General features: G+C 68.3%; 16 protein-coding genes and 1 tRNA gene. 6 read left to right on the top strand and 11 right to left on the bottom strand.

Annotated features, from left to right (window positions below):
• Positions 1–415: 415 nt before the first annotated feature.
• Entirely contained in the window at positions 416–1,954 is a 1,539-nt protein-coding gene (lnt, locus tag N803_RS13880) for an apolipoprotein N-acyltransferase (RefSeq protein ID WP_035906366.1), read from the top strand.
• Positions 1,955–1,959: 5 nt separating this feature from the next.
• Here lnt and N803_RS13885 read toward each other — a convergent pair whose 3' ends face one another.
• Positions 1,960–3,978, bottom strand: a complete 2,019-nt coding sequence (locus N803_RS13885) for a bifunctional copper resistance protein CopD/cytochrome c oxidase assembly protein (protein ID WP_052112308.1) — start codon at positions 3,976–3,978, stop codon at positions 1,960–1,962.
• Positions 3,979–4,123: 145 nt separating this feature from the next.
• Here N803_RS13885 and N803_RS13890 point away from each other — a divergent pair, with 145 nt between their 5' ends.
• Entirely contained in the window at positions 4,124–4,459 is a 336-nt protein-coding gene (locus tag N803_RS13890) for a YnfA family protein (protein WP_035906585.1), read from the top strand.
• Positions 4,460–4,509: 50 nt separating this feature from the next.
• Here N803_RS13890 and N803_RS13895 read toward each other — a convergent pair whose 3' ends face one another.
• The 6 genes from N803_RS13895 to N803_RS13920 all read right to left on the bottom strand — a co-directional run bounded on the left by N803_RS13895 (position 4,510) and on the right by N803_RS13920 (position 8,300).
• Complete coding sequence (locus tag N803_RS13895; protein ID WP_035906371.1) at positions 4,510–5,142, bottom strand: vitamin K epoxide reductase family protein; 633 nt, start codon at positions 5,140–5,142, stop codon at positions 4,510–4,512.
• A complete protein-coding gene (locus N803_RS13900; RefSeq protein ID WP_211253524.1) occupies positions 5,135–5,797 on the bottom strand; it encodes a DsbA family protein in 663 nt (220 codons plus the stop codon). Before N803_RS13900 ends, N803_RS13895 begins: the two co-directional genes overlap by 8 nt.
• 104 nt (positions 5,798–5,901) lie before the next feature.
• Positions 5,902–6,237, bottom strand: coding sequence for a DUF3703 domain-containing protein (locus tag N803_RS13905; protein ID WP_035906372.1), 336 nt, complete (start codon positions 6,235–6,237; stop codon positions 5,902–5,904).
• Entirely contained in the window at positions 6,170–6,982 is an 813-nt protein-coding gene (locus N803_RS13910; RefSeq protein WP_342666695.1) for a cation diffusion facilitator family transporter, read from the bottom strand. Before N803_RS13910 ends, N803_RS13905 begins: the two co-directional genes overlap by 68 nt.
• Positions 6,979–7,878: a cation diffusion facilitator family transporter gene (locus tag N803_RS13915; RefSeq protein ID WP_035906373.1), complete on the bottom strand. Its 900-nt coding sequence runs from the start codon at positions 7,876–7,878 to the stop codon at positions 6,979–6,981. Before N803_RS13915 ends, N803_RS13910 begins: the two co-directional genes overlap by 4 nt.
• Positions 7,875–8,300: an ArsR/SmtB family transcription factor gene (locus N803_RS13920; RefSeq protein ID WP_052112309.1), complete on the bottom strand. Its 426-nt coding sequence runs from the start codon at positions 8,298–8,300 to the stop codon at positions 7,875–7,877. Before N803_RS13920 ends, N803_RS13915 begins: the two co-directional genes overlap by 4 nt.
• A 116-nt stretch (positions 8,301–8,416) precedes the next feature.
• On the opposite strand from N803_RS13920, the gene N803_RS13925 reads away from it, so the two are divergent.
• Positions 8,417–8,971 carry a Swt1 family HEPN domain-containing protein gene (locus tag N803_RS13925; RefSeq protein ID WP_035906595.1) on the top strand — a complete coding sequence of 185 codons (555 nt, stop codon included), beginning with the start codon at positions 8,417–8,419 and terminating at the stop codon, positions 8,969–8,971.
• Between the two features lie 212 nt (positions 8,972–9,183).
• On the opposite strand, the gene N803_RS13930 is transcribed toward N803_RS13925, so the two are convergent.
• The 4 genes from N803_RS13930 to N803_RS13945 form a co-directional block, all read right to left on the bottom strand.
• A complete protein-coding gene (locus tag N803_RS13930; protein ID WP_169743098.1) occupies positions 9,184–10,254 on the bottom strand; it encodes a tyrosine-type recombinase/integrase in 1,071 nt (356 codons plus the stop codon).
• Positions 10,255–10,391: 137 nt separating this feature from the next.
• Positions 10,392–10,691 (bottom strand): helix-turn-helix domain-containing protein, encoded by a 300-nt coding sequence (locus N803_RS18600; protein WP_245617295.1) that lies wholly within the window; start codon positions 10,689–10,691, stop codon positions 10,392–10,394.
• Between the two features lie 228 nt (positions 10,692–10,919).
• Positions 10,920–10,995: transfer RNA gene (locus tag N803_RS13940), tRNA-Lys, on the bottom strand.
• 46 nt (positions 10,996–11,041) lie between these two features.
• The gene (locus N803_RS13945) at positions 11,042–11,476 is read right to left on the bottom strand and encodes a DUF1810 domain-containing protein (protein WP_035906387.1); all 435 of its coding nucleotides are present in this window, start codon (positions 11,474–11,476) and stop codon (positions 11,042–11,044) included.
• Between the two features lie 31 nt (positions 11,477–11,507).
• Between N803_RS13945 and N803_RS13950 the strand changes: the two genes are divergently transcribed.
• The 3 genes from N803_RS13950 to N803_RS13960 all read left to right on the top strand — a co-directional run bounded on the left by N803_RS13950 (position 11,508) and on the right by N803_RS13960 (position 14,099).
• Complete coding sequence (locus N803_RS13950; RefSeq protein ID WP_035906597.1) at positions 11,508–12,149, top strand: hypothetical protein; 642 nt, start codon at positions 11,508–11,510, stop codon at positions 12,147–12,149.
• 313 nt (positions 12,150–12,462) lie between these two features.
• Positions 12,463–13,089 (top strand): DUF47 domain-containing protein, encoded by a 627-nt coding sequence (locus N803_RS13955; protein ID WP_035906390.1) that lies wholly within the window; start codon positions 12,463–12,465, stop codon positions 13,087–13,089.
• 5 nt (positions 13,090–13,094) lie between these two features.
• Positions 13,095–14,099: an inorganic phosphate transporter gene (locus N803_RS13960; protein WP_035906391.1), complete on the top strand. Its 1,005-nt coding sequence runs from the start codon at positions 13,095–13,097 to the stop codon at positions 14,097–14,099.
• Positions 14,100–14,266: the final 167 nt, after the last annotated feature.

Genomic DNA, 14,266 nt, shown 5'->3' on the forward strand with positions numbered 1-14,266 from the left:
CCCGGGACTTGACCGACTGGGTCCCGCGGCCCTGAAGACAGCAGCGGTCTTGGGGCATCCGACCAGCCGGAAGGCCACAGCGACCTCTTAGCCAGCCAGGCACCCAGTCAACCGGCCGGGTCTGGGGCTCCGCGCCCCAGTCGCAGACCCACGGCAGCGGGTACAGGCCACAACGCATCGCCCGACAGTCCCGACGCCTCGCGCATGACGGTTCTCGATCGCCTGGAGCACGCCCTGCCCGGCGCCCATCGCGATCCGTTTCGCCGTCTCCCGCATCCAGCGCTCGATGCTCGAGGCTGACCGCCGGAAACGCGGAGTGTCCGCGGATTGGCAGGCGCGGGAGCATCCCCAGACGGACCCAGTCCTCCAACAGGGTTCCGAAGGCCCTTCAACCGACTTTGCCGTTCGGCAAGCAATGATCGCGGCGCTGCGGCTGGTCGCTGCTGCGGCGGCCGGGCTCGGTCTGGATGGGGCGTTTCCAGGGCTCGGCTGGTGGCCCTTGGCACCGGTCAGCTTGGCCGTGCTGTTCCTCCTCCTGCGCGGACGTGGGGTGGCCCTGGCGAGCCTGGTCGGCCTGGTCTTCGGTCTGGCCTTTTTCGTGCCTCATCTGTCGTGGTCCGGGATCTACGTCGGCCCCGTCCCGTGGCTGGCCCTGTCTGTTCTGCAGGCGCTGTACGTCGCGGCGTTCGGCGCGACGGTCGCTGTCCTGGGTCGCCGGGTACGGACACCGTCGCTTCAGCTCCTTCTGTGCCCCCCGTTGTGGATCGCCCAAGAGGCTGCCAGGGGGAGTACGCCTTTTGGTGGATTTCCGTGGGGACGCGTGGCGTTCTCTCAAGCGGACAGTCCTGCCCTCGGCTGGGCGTGGCTCGGTGGCGCACCGCTCGTGACCTTCGTTGTCGCCGCGGCGGCGGCCCTGTGTGCGATAGCGATGCTGCAGCTGCGGCCTCATCGGTGGGGCGGGCCCGGACAGGTCCGTGCCGGGCTTGCACTGCTTGTGGGCGCGGTAACGCTTGTGGCGGCGGGCGCCCCGCTTCTCGCACTCGGGCAGGATGTGGGCGCCGACGACCTGTCCGTCGCGGCCGTGCAGGGCAATGTCGCAGAACCTGGCCTGGAGTTCAACGCCGAACGCCGAGCGGTTCTGGCCAATCACGTCGACGGCACGCTTCGGCTGGCCCAGGAGGTCCGGGAGGGACGACGTGCCAAGCCCGACATCGTGCTGTGGCCGGAGAACTCCAGCGACATTGACCCCACCCGGGACGCGGTGGCCGAGCGTGAGATCACCAAGGCAGCAGCATCGGTGGGTGTACCGGTGGTCGTCGGAGCGGTCCTAGCCGAACCGGCGCCGAAGGTCTCCAATTCGACGCTCGTGTGGGGCCCGACAGGCCGGGTTGTCGACCGGTACGACAAGCACCGGCCGGTCCCCTTCGCTGAGTACGTCCCGTACCGATCCTTCTTTCGGGCCATCACGCGCACCGTCGACCTGGTTCGCACCGATTTTGCCGCGGGCAACGGCGCCCACATCGTCGACACCGGTCCGGTGCGCCTCGGGGTGGCGATCTGCTTCGAGGTGGCGTTCGATGACCATTTGCGCACGGCAGCGAAACAAGATGCGCAGCTTCTGTTCGTCCCCACCAACAATGCCACCTTTGGCCGTACCGATGAAAGCGTGCAGCAGCTCGCGATGTCACGCCTGAGGGCGGTGGAGCTCGGCCGTTCCGTGGCTCACGTGTCCACCGTCGGAGTCAGCGCCCTCATCCGGCCGGACGGACGGCTCGCCGCCAGAGGTGGTCACTTCACCACGGAGGTCCTGAGCGCATCACTGCCTCTGTCGACGACGATCACCCCGGCCGTGCAGATCGGCCGCGCACTTGAGATCGCGATCATCGCCTCCGGCCTCCTGCTACCTGTTCTGGCCCGCAGCCGGCGCTTACGACCTCGCAGTAGCGCGTCCTGACTCTGTCAGCCTGGTAGGCCACCTGCACGACGGCGATCCTCATCGCTCGCCCCGCTCTCCTTGGTCTCGTCGCTGAGCCGGCCGAGCCGCGCGTTGTAGGCGCGGAGCGCGGCGTCGTCGTCGCGGTCGGCCTGACGGTCGAGCCGCACCGTCTCCTGACGGTCGCGGCTGAACCATTGTCGCGCGACGAGGATCGCGAGGATGAGGGTCGGCGCCTCGCCGAAGCCCCAGGCGATCTCACCCGCCCGCTCCTGGTCGGCGAGCAGCTGCGGCCCCCAGGGGAGGTTGATCTGCTCGAAGAACCCGGGCGCGAGGACGAACTTTGTGCCGGTGAGCGCCACCCCGAAGAAGGCATGGAACGAGATCGTCGCAAAGAGAATGAGGAGCAACATCGCGGGAGACCACTTGGGGGGCCCGGGGTCGATGCCGATGAGCACCCACGTGAAGAGATATCCGGTGATGAAGAAGTGGGCGAGCATGAGCAGGTGCCCGGAGTGGGTCGTCAGGGCCTGCTCGAACAACGGCGACCAATAGAAGGCCGCGAGGCTGCCGAAGAAGAGGGTGGCGGCGACGACGGGGTTGGCGAACACCTTCATGGCTCGTGAGTGCACGACCTGGAGGATGACCTCACGCAGACCCCACGTGCGGTCCGGTCGGGACGGCAACGCCCGCAGCGCCAGGGTCAACGGAGCGGCCGGGACGAGCAGCAACGGGACGATCATCGCGACGACCATGTGCATGACCATGTGCACCGAGAACAGGACCCGACCCCAGATGTCAGGGGCGCCACTCGTGGCCCAGACGAACGCGAGCCAGCCCAGCGTCCACAAGATCGTGCGGTGGACCGGCCACGCGTCACCGCGGCGCCGCAGCTTGGTGACGCCCACGGCATACAGGGTCACGGCGAGGACAGCGATGGCGAGCATGAGCCAGTTGGGGCGCCATGCCGTGAACCAGTCCGCGGCCACCATCGGGCCGGGGTCGGGGAAGCCGGTGAGGGAGAGCACCGCACTGGGTGCGAGCTCGACGTCGGGCACCGGCGGAGGGGTCCGGCTGAGGACCGCCCCGAGCCCGAACGCGGCCCCCATGAGGGCGAGCTCGACGAGAACGAGCCGTGCGAAACCGCTGCCGTCGCGCTCGATGCTGGCGATGACGCGGCGGCGCTGTTGCCAGCCCAGGACACCGAGGGTGACGAGGATGAGGGTCTTGGCGGCGACCATGGCGCCGTAGGCGGAGGCGATGCCCTCGATCGATCCCAGGCGGATCACCGCCTGCTGCAGGCCCGTGAGGGCGACGGCGGCGTAGGCCCACCCGGCCAGCACGGAGTAGCGCGCGACGGTGGCACGGAGGTCGGCTCCGATGCGCGGCTGCATGACCGCGATCGCGAGCAGGCCCCCGACCCAGACGGTAACGCCGACGAGGTGCACACCGAGCGAGTTCACCGCACCCTCATGGCTGGCGCTGCCCGCGGAGTGCCCCGTGAGCGCGACGACGGCGATGCCGGCCAGTGCCAAGGCGGCCAACCAGGCGTATGCCACCCGCGACCGTGCCAGTAGTGCCCCGGTCGCGACGACCAGGGCGGCCCCCGTGGTGATCGACAGGACCCGCGTCACCTCGAGAGACCAGACGAACGTGAGGAACTGACGCGCCAGCTCGGGGTCACCCAGGCGCAGGCCCGCGAGGGACGCGAACGTGAGGTAGGCGCCAAGGCCAGAGGCGACGAACCAGATCACACCGGTGACCGCGGCGAGACGCGAGGCCTGCTCCCGGCGCTCGGTGGTGCGCCGCTCGGGCACGAGGAAGCCTGCGAGCAGCAGCAGGCCCAGGGTCGTTGCGGAGGCGAGGTCACTGACCACGCGGGCGAGAGGCAGCGCCCAACGCACGAGCGGCCCCGGGTCGTCGAGCACCAACGGCGCGACGACCCCCGAGAGGGATGCCGCGACCAGGGTGACGACCAGGGCGCTCAGCGTGACGACCGCCACCGGTCCGGTGGCGGTCCGCGTCTCGACGTGGGTGGAGCTCATGCCCGACACTCTAGGCACGGGACGCGGGCTCGGCCGGCTGCCCCGGCGCCCCGCCGGCCCCGGCGAACACGCCGCACGCAGCGGCGAGCGACCGCCGCGTGACCGACTGTGGCACCGCCTCGGCTGGCTTGAGAGACTGCGACGCATGACCGTTGTGAAGTCGCTGCTGCTGTTCGCGTTGGCCGCCCTCGCCGAGATCGGAGGCGCCTGGCTTGTGTGGCAGGGCGTTCGTGAGCACAAGGGCTGGATCTGGATCGGTGCCGGCGTCGTCGCGCTCGGCCTGTACGGGTTCGTCGCGACCCTGCAGGCCGACGCGAACTTCGGGCGCATCCTCGCTGCCTATGGTGGCGTGTTCGTCGCCGGATCTTTGGCGTGGGGCATGGTCGCGGACGGGTTCAAGCCCGACCGCTATGACATCACCGGCGCGATGATTTGCTTGGTCGGTGTCGCCGTCATCATGTACGCCCCCCGATCAGCGTGACGCGACGCCGAAGCGGGCAGAACACGCCAAAACGGTTGAGAGGTGGCCGATCAGTTGCCAAGCGTCACCCAGTAGTCCCAGAACCGGACGGCGATGAGTCCGGCGATGACCACGAGCCACACGGTGATCACGCTGGGACCGTAGGACACGATGGCGCGCAGCCGTGATGGCAGCGGGATCTGTCCGGTTTTGACGTTGTGGGCTGTGGTGGAAACGAACGCGGTGATGGCCGCGACCCAGACGATCATGCAGTAGGGGCACAGGGCGCCGATGCGGTACAGGCTTTGGAAGATCAGCCAGTGCACGAACACGACTCCGAACGTGGTCCCCGCCTGGATGCCCCACCAGAACCACCCCGGCATCTTGGCGCGGGTCAGCAGGACCACCCCGATGGTCAGCAGGGCAGCGAACCCGGCGACCCCGAGGACGGGGTTGGGGAACCCGAACGCGGCAGCTTGGTCGGTGTTCATGACCGACCCGCAGGACAGCACCGGGTTGATGCTGCACGAGGGCACATATGTCGGGTCCGCGAGCAGGGCGACCTTCTCGACGAGCAGCACGAACGCTGCGATCAAACCGATCAGGCCGGCGAGGGTCAGCGCCCACGCTGTGCCCCGCCCGACAACTCCCGCAGGTTGTGCTGTTGGTTGAGTTGCGGGTCGGGCGGGTGCCGGTTCAGCCATTGAGGGCGGCGTCGATCTGGTCGCGGAAGTCCTGGACCGAGGAAGGTTGAACCTTCTTGCCGTTGAGGAAGAAGGTGGGGGTGCCTTCCACGCCGAGGTCGAGGCCGTCCTGCCGGTCACGCTCCACCCGCTCAGAAGTGGCCTTGGCTGCGACGGCCGTGTCGTAGGCCGCCACGTCCAGACCCAGCTCCTGGGCGAAGCCCCGGAACAGGCCCGCCTTGGAGTCCTGCTGCTCACCCCAGGTGGCTTGGGTGTCGTACATGCGCTTGTACATCTCTTCGAACTTGCCCTGCTGCCCAGCCGCTTCAACAGCCAGAGCGGAGTTGATCGCGTTCGTGTGGCTGGGGATCGGGAAGTAGCGCACGACGAAGTCGACCTTGCCGGCATACGTGGTGCGCAGCTCCTCCACGACGGGGTATGCCGCCCGGCAGGATTCGCATTCGAAGTCCAGGAACTCGACCAGTACGACCTTGCCCGTTCCGGCGGCTCCGAGCCGGTGGCTGTCGTCGCGGATGAGCTTGCCCGTCGCTGGCCCGGTGGCGGCGTCGGCGGGGTCGGCCTTCTTGGGGGCCAGTGCCACGGCGCCGGCGATGAAGGCTACGAAGAGGGCGATCACGACACCGGAGACGATGGCGTTGCGTTGCACGGGTTTCACAGTGGGTCAGCTCCAAGGCAGTCAGGGAAAGGGATGGGGGCTTGCTGGGGCGAACGGGCAGCGGCCCGGTCAGGTTCCGCGGCCGGTCGAGATGTGATTCGGCGTCAGCGGTGGTCGAGGAGTTTGGCGAGGTCGTCCGGGACAGGCATCGGTTTCGTTAGCGGGACGGTGGCGCGACCGGTGTTGCCTTCGGGGTATCGGCCAAGCGCGGATCCGGGCGCGGCGATGAGGAGTCGGAGGACCTGCCCGGCGGCTTCGCGGCGGTCGTGTTCGCTCCATGCGACTCGAAGCATGATGGCGTGCGCGCGGGTGTGCGGCCAGGCCCACGGCTGGGAGAGGATGTGTGCCCGTTCCAGTGCGGCCCACCGCTGCTCACCGGTCGTCGCAGTTCGCGCTGCCCGCAGTTCCGCGTCGAACGCCGCCCGGATCGTGGTGGGCATGCGGCGGCTCACGAGCGGTCCTCGCCCCGCGTGAGTGCCACCGGAGTGGGTGCTGCCTTATCGGTGACATCCTGGTCGACGTCGGTGGCAGAGGGGGTGCAGCAGTCGTCTGCAGCGCAGTCCGTGGACATGGTGACCGGAAGGTCCCCGTCTGCCAGCCCTCGCGCGCGGCGACGGCAGCAATGATCAGGGCCGCGACAGGGTCGGCCCAGAACCAGCCCAGGGTGGCGTTGAGGACCAGCCCGAAGAGCAGTACTGCGGACAGGTAGGTGCACAGCCGGGTCTGGGTGCCGTCGCCTTCGACGGCACCGGAGCCGAGCTCTTTGCCGGTGCGGCGCTGCCACAGGCTCAGGAACGGCATCACCGCCAGGGACGCCAGAGCCAAGCCGATGCCGATGGGGCTGCTGTCCGGTTGGGCGCCGGTGATCAGGGCGTGCCCGGCCTCGACGGTGAGGTATGCGGCGAGGGCGAAGAACGAGATGGCGATGAGGCGTTGCGAGGTGCGTTCCCGGCTCTCGGGCATGGGGTGGCGGAACTGCCACAGGATCACGAGCCCTGAGGAGACCTCGACGATGGAGTCCAGGCCGAACCCAACCAAGGCGGAGGAGCCAGCGATGTTCCCGGCGGTGATGGCGATGACCGCTTCAGCCGAGTTGTAGGCGACCGAGGCTGCGGCCAGGAGCTGGGCTCGGCGCATCAGGGTCGCTCGCCGCTCAGGGGTCGCCAGGGTGGTCCATGCGGTCACCAGGTGACCTCCTTGCATCCGGTGTGGCTGTTGGGTTCGACCTGCAGGGTGGCGTGCTCGACGCCGAAGTTGGTGCGCATCACCGTGCGGGCGTTGTCCAGGACGGCGTGCGCGTCGGCACCTTCATCGGTCATCAGGTGCGCGGTGGCCACGTTCATCCCCGAGGTCAGGGTCCACACGTGCAGGTCGTGCACATTGCTGACACCCGGAACGGCCGACAGTGCTTGCTCGACGTCGTCCGGTGCCATGTCCGCGGGGGCGTGCTGCCCAAGAACGGTGAGGACCTCGCGGCCCAGGATGACGGCACGTACGGCGACGAAGATCGCGATGGCCAGGGCGATGCCGGTGTCCCACCACGCGTTACCGGTCGCACTCACCATGACGCCGGCGACGATGACGCCAACGGATCCGACGGTGTCGGCGACGACCTCTAGGTAGGCGCCCTTGACGTTGAGGCTGTCGCTGGCTCCCCCGCGCAGCAGCAACAGGGCAATGATGTTGATCACCAGTCCGATGCCGCCGACGATCAGCATTGGCCCGGAAGCGATCTCTGCCGTGTCGCCGATGCGCCCGATGGCCTCCACCGCGATGTAGACCGAAACCCCGAGCATCAGCAACACCGCGAGCCCGGAGGCGAAGACCTCGGCGCGGTAGGAACCGAACGTGCGACGACCGGTGCTGTCCGGGCGGGTGGCGATCCGAGTGGCGACCAACGCCGCACCCAGGGCGACCACATCAGCGGCCATGTGCCCGGCATCGGAGAGCAGCGCCAGCGAGCCGGACAGCAAGCCCGCGACGAGCTCGACGACGAAGTAGCCAGCGACGAGGATGAACGCCAACCTCAGCCGCCACCGGTGCGCACCGCCCGCGCTTCCGTGACCGTGCCCGCCACTCATCGGATCACCCCGGCTGACGTCGCAACGCCACCGGCAACACCAGTTGCGTCGTGGGCGATGTGCTCCCGAGTCAGGTCGAGCAGCATCCGCACATGCGCATCCGCAAGCCGATAGAAGACCAGGCGTCCCTGCCTGCGACCCGTCACCACACCAGAGGCGCGCAGCATCCGCAGCGACTGCGACACGGTTGCCTCCTGCGTTCGTGTCGCCGCCGCGAGATCACACACGCACAGCTCACCGGCCTCCAGCAGCGCGAACAACAGGCGCGACCGCGTCAGGTCGCCCAAGAGCTTGAACATGCTCGCCGCCCGAGCCAGATCATCCACCGGCAACGTCGCGTCCAGCACCAACTGCACCTTCTCCGGGTGGACGCACTGATCCGAGCAACCATCCAAACCAACGACCTTCTCATCTGAGCGCATGATCAGATAATAGGCGATGAACGGGTGCTAGACATCGCGGTCTTCAACGCGATCTTCAAGAGCCTGAAGGAACACCTGCTTTGACGCCCACGGCGGACCGGCTGAAGGTCTTCCTCATGACGGTCCAACTCATGGAAGAGGACCTGGACGCGGTCGAGAAAGAGCTAGCCCTGGACCTCGGCCGGGCGCGGGACGCCGCCGCAGATGAAGCGGCCGAGTACTACCCGCAGATCGAGCACGCGTTCCGCGCCGAGGCGAAGAACATGGCCCCGCACTACGAGATCTTCTACTCGCTGGAGCGCACCATCCGCGCGCTGGTCAGGGACTCACTCGCGGACGCGGACGGCCCGGCGTGGTGGGAAAACGCGGCGCGCGTGACGCCAAAGATCAAGGCGGACTGCGAGGCGAGGCTGCAAAAGGAGCAGGACTCCGGTGTGACGGTACGCTCAGACGACCCGCTCGACTTCTCGACCTTCGGCGAACTCGGGCAGATCATCACGGGCAACTGGGACGTCTTTGGGTCTCTGTTCAAGAGCGATAAGGCCGTCGCGCGCATCATGGCGAACCTGAACACGCTCCGCGGGCCGATAGCCCACTGCACGCCCCTCGCGGAGGACGAGGTGGTCCGGCTCCGACTGTCGGTCCGCGATTGGTTCCGCCAGATGGAGTAGCCAGCTCCTCACCCTCGCCAGACGACCTCTAACCGGTCCGGCGTCCAGCGCGCGCCGCGCTCAAACGCAGGCGCGCGGTGTGCCTGCGGCGTGTTTAAGGCCGTCGTGATGCCAGGTCGTCCATCGCGGGGGTCTCCGCCGATGAAACGCACTCATCTGCCGCTGGTCACGCGGTTCAGCGGTGCGTCTATCCGCCGCCAATGACTCACCGTTCAGACCCCAGACTTTCCCCAGATCGCGTTGCCGACCCTCTCTGCCGCCTCGACCCGCATGGTGTCGATGACGTGTTGGTAGCGGGTGAGTAGCGCGGCTTGGCTCCAGCCCATCAGGCTCATGACGACCCGGCCGTCGACGCCTTGGGCGAGGAGGAGGGTGGCGGCGGTGTGGCGGGCATCGTGTAGCCGCGCGTCTCGGATGCCGGCACGCGCGAGCAGGCTCTTCCAAGCGCGGTGGTCGCTGCGCGGGTCGGCAGGGGAACCATCGGGTCGGGCAAAGACGAGGTCAAGGTCCCGCCACGCGGACCCAACCTTGAGGCGCTCCTCGGCCTGGGCGCGGCGGTGTTCAACGAGTTGAGGGACCATCTGTGGGGGAATCGCTAGAACTCGACGGCCGGCCCCGGTTTTGGTGTCGTCGAACCCCAGGCCTCCGGAGTGGCGACGCGGGCATAGTGCGGGGCTATGGCTGGGGTCGGCTTCGTTGCAGCCGTGTTCCCATGGGTGGCGCTGAAGCTGACGGCGGACTGCGAGGGTGCCGCTGTCGAGGTCTATGTCGTCCCACTTGAGTGCCAGGGCCTCGCCTTGGCGCAGCCCCAGCGCGAGCGCGACCGACCACCTGGCCGCGTTGCGGTCGCTCGCGGCAGCCTCTAGGAGGCTCTGCACCTCCGGAAGGGTCAGTGGCTGTACCTCGGCGTGCGGCACCCGTGGGACGGTGGCGTACCTGCACGGATTCGCGGTGATGAGTCCGCGGCGCAGCGCTACCGAGAAGGCGGCGCGCAGGGTGCGGTGCAGGTTGCCAGCCGTGGTCGGGCTAACGGTCGTGGCGACGCGGTCGAGGAGGTCATCGATTTGCCGGACAGTGACGTCGCGCAGCTTGACGTCCCGCAGTTGCCGGCAGTGGGTGCGGATCAGGGCGCCGTATGTAGTGAAGGTCCTCGGTTTCCGGCCTCGCTTGATCTGCACGAGCCATTCCTCGAGCCAGTCCCCGAGGGTTTGCCGACCATTCGCCGCCGAGACGCCCGAACTGCTAGCGCGCTGGTTCTCCAGATCCGCGACGCGCTCGGTCACAGCGGCTCTCGTGCGATCCCGCACGTGCTTGCGCACCGGCCTGCCGTTCTCGCCGCGACCCATGGTGACCCACCCGTGCCAGGTCCCAGCGGAGTCTCGGTAGATCGAGGAGCGGCCGTTGGCGGACCGGGTCCGGCTCATGAGGCGACCTGACGCGCCGCGTAGCTGCGCAGGTCGTCGGGGCGGAAAAGGGTGCGCTTGCCGACCTTGACGTGGCGAAGATGGGTGTCCGTACGCAGCAGCCGGAACATTGTGGCCCTAGACACACCGAGCCATTGCGCGGCGGCGGAAACGTCCAAGAGGTGGTCGTCGGCTGCGGGTGAGGTCAGCGACGCCAGGGCCTCTAGGTCGATACGGATGGCCGCCTCGTGCTCGGCGATCGACTGCAACCGGGCTTCGATGCGCACGGCGATCGAACGAACCTCGGAGTTGGTCATCTCGGTCACACCCCCCAACGCCATGGGCGCGGCCCTGGTGGTCACCAAGAGCGGTACTTGATGGTCCCTGCGACCAGCGGAGACCCTTTGCACCCGAGGGGACCGCACACTGTCTAAACAGCTCAGCGAGTCTCTCAAATGCACCGCCAACTGCACCAAATCCGACCCTCGGCCGTCCATCGGTCCTCTCAATCCCGACCGAGAAACCGTCTGACCTGCGGTGATGCTTGGTGGGCCCCGTGGGACTCGAACCCACAACCTACGGATTAAAAGTCCGCAGCTCTAACCATTGAGCTAGAGGCCCGTGACGAGGCGAGCCCCGCACGACGGCAGACGATACCGGTCGGACGTCAGAGGCGTTCGACCGTCGCGAGGTCCTCGGCTCCGTCGAAGTACGTCTCGAGCACGCCGATGAACAGATCACGGTCCAAAGGCGCCTCGGCGGCACGTGCGAAGAGCGTCATCGACGACCGGAGCTTCATCGCATCGATCGCTCCGAACACGGCAACCGCATCCGACTCCGGCAGCTCCAGCAGCACGTGACAGCACTCCCGCAACCGGTGTCCGAGAACGGAATCGGCGAGATAGGCGCGGGCCTCCGCAAGGTCGCGGACGGCATACAACTGCGCCGTTGCGCTGCGCCCCAAACCCGCGATCTGCGGGAAGACAAACCACATCCAGTGACTCGTCTTGCGCCCGTGCCGCAGCTCGGCCAAGGCGGCGGCATACGTGCCACCGGCGTCCTGGGCAGCGATGAACCGGCTCAGGTCAGAGCGCGCGGTCATGTGTCCCAACGTACGGTGCACCATGGAGGCCATGACAGACAGCGGCCGCAACGTCCCTCGACGACCCATCGCGTTCGGCCCCGACGCGCTGGAGGCCAACGGCGGCACCCTGCCCGGTCCGGCGGAGGTCATCGAGATCGCGCACCAGACCGCAGCCGTCCTCGTCGGCGCCGGCCGCGCGGCCGACGACCCGGAGGTCACGGCGCGTCTGGTCGCGCTCGTGGACGAGCTGGGCCTGTCCACGGTCGCCGACCTCTGGGCCAAGAGGCCGGCCCGCACCCTGCCCGGGGCGCTCTGGCGTCTCTACGCGCTGCGCGAGTGGGTGCGCCGGCAACCCGTGGAGGCGAGTCGGCAGTACGGCGCCGGCATCCGCTTCACCGACGTCGCCCACGCGGTCGCCGGGGTGGCCGAGCCCCCGGGACCCGACGAGGTTCGGGCCCTGGCCGACGAGATCCTCACCGGCGTCTTCGACGGCGACCTGGCGGTGGCACTCGAACGGGCCGCAGCCTTTGCCGCTGTCATCGCCGCCGGCCGTGCCGAACTCGCCCACGACCGAGACCCCCATGACCCCGCCACGGCGGGCGCCCTCACCACGAGCGGCGCAGCCATGCAGCGCACGGGGGAGGACCTCATCGCCAGCGCGAACCTTTGGCGAGACGGCGAACTCGACTGAGACTGGATACCGCAGAGGCGCAAGGCACACGCGGACGGCGAGCACACGGCATACCGAGGGATTGGAAGTCGGGAACACAACGCACCCGCAGCGGCGTTAGGCTTCTCGGTGGTGCCGGGCCGCGGCAGCCCCGGGTCCCAAATTCAGCCGCTACGAGCGGCCACGCGCCGTGAGGCGCTCCCGGCCCGGCACCACTGTCCCCGTTCCGTCACGGTCTCTCCAACGACGGGTGAACCGTCGATGACGACGAGATGGCCGAGAGGCCTTAGCCTTGTCCACGACATCTGTAATCGAGCCGTTCGGAGCGACTCCCGTGGGCTTCAGCCTCACCCCCAAGGACAACGGGTTCTACGAACTCTTCTCCAGTTCCGCCGCACACCTCGTCGAGGGTGCCGCCGAGCTCACCGCGATCCTCGGCGCACAGTCGCAGGAGGAGCGCGAGGCCATCGCCAAGCGCATCGGCGAGATCGAGACCTCGGCCGACGAGGCCACCCACGCGCTCCTGCGCAAGGTGAACTCCTCGTTCATCACCCCGTTCGACCGCGAGGACATTCACGGCCTCGCCAGCGCGCTCGATGACTGCATCGACCACATGGACGCGGCCGCCGATCTCGTGGCGCTCTATCGCATCGACGTCCTCCCCAAGGGCGTCACCAAGCAGGTCGAGATCCTGTCGCGCATGGCCGAGCTCACCGTCGACGCCATGCCGAAGCTGCGCTCCATGAAGGACCTCAGCGACTACTGGATCGAGATCAACCGTCTCGAGAACTCGGCCGACAAGGCCTACCGGCGCATGCTTGCCGAGCTGTTCAACGCCGACGGCGCCGACCCCATCCTCGTGATGAAGCACAAGGAGCTCATCGACGAGCTCGAAGCCGCAGCCGATGCCTTCGAGACCGTGGCCCACAAGGTCGAGGGCATCGCCGTCAAGGAGTCCTGACCACTGTGGAGAGCTGGATCCCGGTGGCCCTCGTCGTCGCGCTGGCGATGGGCTTCAACTACACCAATGGCTTTCACGACGCCGCCAACGCGATCGCGACCTCGGTCTCGACCCGTGCCCTGACGCCGCGCATCGCCCTCGGCATGGCGGCGGTCGCCAACCTCGCCGGCGCGTTCCTCGGCACCAAGGTCGCCAAGACCGTCGGCAGCGGCATCATCGACGCCCCCGCCGGCAAGGTCGGCCTGATGATCTGTGCCGCCGGCCTCGTCGGTGCGATCGCCTGGAACATGCTGACGTGGTGGTACGGCCTGCCGTCGTCCTCCTCGCACGCCCTCATCGGCGGCCTGGGCGGTGCGGCGCTCGCGGCGTCGAGCGTCGTGCACTGGGGCGCCGTGTTCGAGAAGGTCATCATCCCGATGGTCGCCTCGCCCGTCGTCGGCCTGATCGTCGGCTTCCTCGTCATGACCGCGATCCTGTGGCTGTTCCGCAAGGGGCACCCGGGCCGCGTCAACCGCGGTTTCCGCTACGCCCAGACCGTGTCCGCCGCGGCCATGGCCTTCGGGCACGGCATGCAGGACGCGGCCAAGACCGCCGGTGTCGTCGTCCTCGCGCTGACCGTCGGCGGCTTCCACACCGATGGTGACCACGGCATCCCGCTGTGGGTCCTCGTCATGAGCGCTGTGGTCATCTCCGCCGGAACGTATGCCGGTGGGTGGCGGATCATGCGTACGCTCGGCCGCCGCATCATCCACCTCGACCCGCCCCAGGGTTTCGCGGCGGAGACGACGGCTGCGGCCGTGCTCTATGTCGCGACAGCCACGGGTGCCCCCATCTCGACCACCCACGCCATCACCTCGGCGATCATGGGCGTCGGGTCGACGAAGTCGGTCAAGGCGGTCCGGTGGGGCGTGGCCAAGAACATCGTGGGCGCATGGGTCTTCACGTTCCCCGGTGCCGGCATCGTGGCGGTGCTGGCGTTCATGCTCCTCAAGCTTGCCATCGGCGTCTGACCACCCCGCCCCGCTGGGGCCGTGACACGAAATCGTGGGTTGACCCGGTTGCAACCGGGCTAACCCACGATTTCCGCGTCATGCGGCCAGACCAAGCAGCAGGGCACGCCGTGCGCCCCCCTGCCCGCACGGCGTGCCCTGTGCCCGGGCCCCTGCGCCCGGTCCAG

This window comes from Knoellia subterranea KCTC 19937 (assembly GCF_000768685.1).
Classification (GTDB): domain Bacteria; phylum Actinomycetota; class Actinomycetes; order Actinomycetales; family Dermatophilaceae; genus Knoellia; species Knoellia subterranea.